Here is a 1,459-nt window from a genome sequence, read left to right on the forward strand (position 1 = left end):
TCACCAACTACATTGCCAGATCGCTACTGGAAACCGGTGGATTCAGACCCCAACTACACCCTCGATTGTGAAGAGCCGCAAAACTCTGCAGCTCGCCAAAATCCAAGCTGGGCAGACCGGGGAAGCCGGCCAGAAATTCTGGCAAGCTAGCCACCTCCACCCAGCTGGGCAACTTGCCCAAAATTCCGACGCCCGAGAGCAAGTCGTCCAACCCCGGCAGTCCGGGGAAGATATCGGGAATCGTCGGAAGCCCGGGTAACTTCGGAAACCCGGGGATAGGAAGTCCGGGGCGCGGCCAGTTGAACTGGGGAAAACCTGGCATAGACGGCCATTGGAATTCGGGCAGCCCAGGGATCGGCAACGTGAAGTCGGGAGCGCCTGGGATTGGTGGCCAGTTGAACTCGGGAAGCCCCGGGATGCTCGGAGGGCCGGGGATCGGAATTTCGGGCAGTTTCGGCGGCCACGCAACCTCCGGCAGACCCGGGATCGGTAGCGTCGGTAGCCCGGCGAACTTCGGCAGCGCGGTCAGTATCTCGATCAGCTTGCCAAGCAATCCCTTGAGGTTCATCACGTTGTTCATCGTCGCGAGCGTCAGATAGAGCAGCGCCCCACCGACCACAGACATCGCAGTGCCGCATGGTGGTACCGCGAGCGCGAGCGATAAGCCTTTGCCGACAAGCGGAACCTTTTCAAGCTTCTTGCAGGCCTTTCGCACACCATTGACCATAGTGATCATTGCTGACAAAACCTTACGTGCATCGCGGATGTGCCTGGCCTGGTTCGAGACCAGATTGCCCGCCAGCTTATCGATATCGCTCATCGCCTTCGTGCGGAGTTGCTGAGCGAGGTTTTGACTCGAATATGCCGCCGCCGACGTGCCAATCCAGTTGGCACCAGGTATGGCTAATCCCATCTTGTCGCTGACTTGCCTCAACAAAGACGATCCAGTGGTGAAGATGTCACCAGGGTCGGGAACTCCCGGTCCCATGGACAAGAGTATCCCAGAAATGAATTTCGTCGTCTTGTCGCAGAGCTCAGTTCCTGAACCCATTCGCAACCTTTCCTAGATCGATGTTCTTGTGCATACTGTTGACCTGAACAGTTGCACCGTTTAAGCATTGCATCGAGCGTAACAGCAGCCAGCCGGCCATAGACGCACGAGTTTCGTTGCTACCGTTGCTTGTTAGCACCCAGCAAGGTGCATCCCGCATGCCCGGTGAGCGCTGCTGGGATGCTCAAGAAAACTCCAGATATGAGTGCACTGGCGCGTTCGTACCATTCGAATCAGTTGTCGATCACCGCATCTTTCGTAGCACCGGTTCGGTGAAGCGTGAACCCTTACGCACATCTAAATTGAAGGCGCGATCGTACGCTCGTTAAATGGGCTCTTCGCAGATGAGGGTGTAGAGGTGGTCGGCGCGTCGTTGCCGGGATAGGGGTCGAGGTCTTCCGAAGATGA

1 pseudogene is annotated in these 1,459 nt (G+C 57.2%); it reads right to left on the reverse strand.

Going from position 1 to position 1,459, the window contains the following annotated elements:
- Positions 1-751: 751 nt before the first annotated feature.
- Positions 752-1,051 (reverse strand): annotated as a pseudogene (locus BST40_RS33475) (EspA/EspE family type VII secretion system effector); the annotation flags it as partial.
- Positions 1,052-1,459 lie beyond the last annotated feature (408 nt).

It is taken from the genome of Mycobacterium persicum (genome assembly GCF_002086675.1).
In the GTDB taxonomy this organism is placed as follows: Bacteria; Actinomycetota; Actinomycetes; order Mycobacteriales; family Mycobacteriaceae; genus Mycobacterium; species Mycobacterium persicum.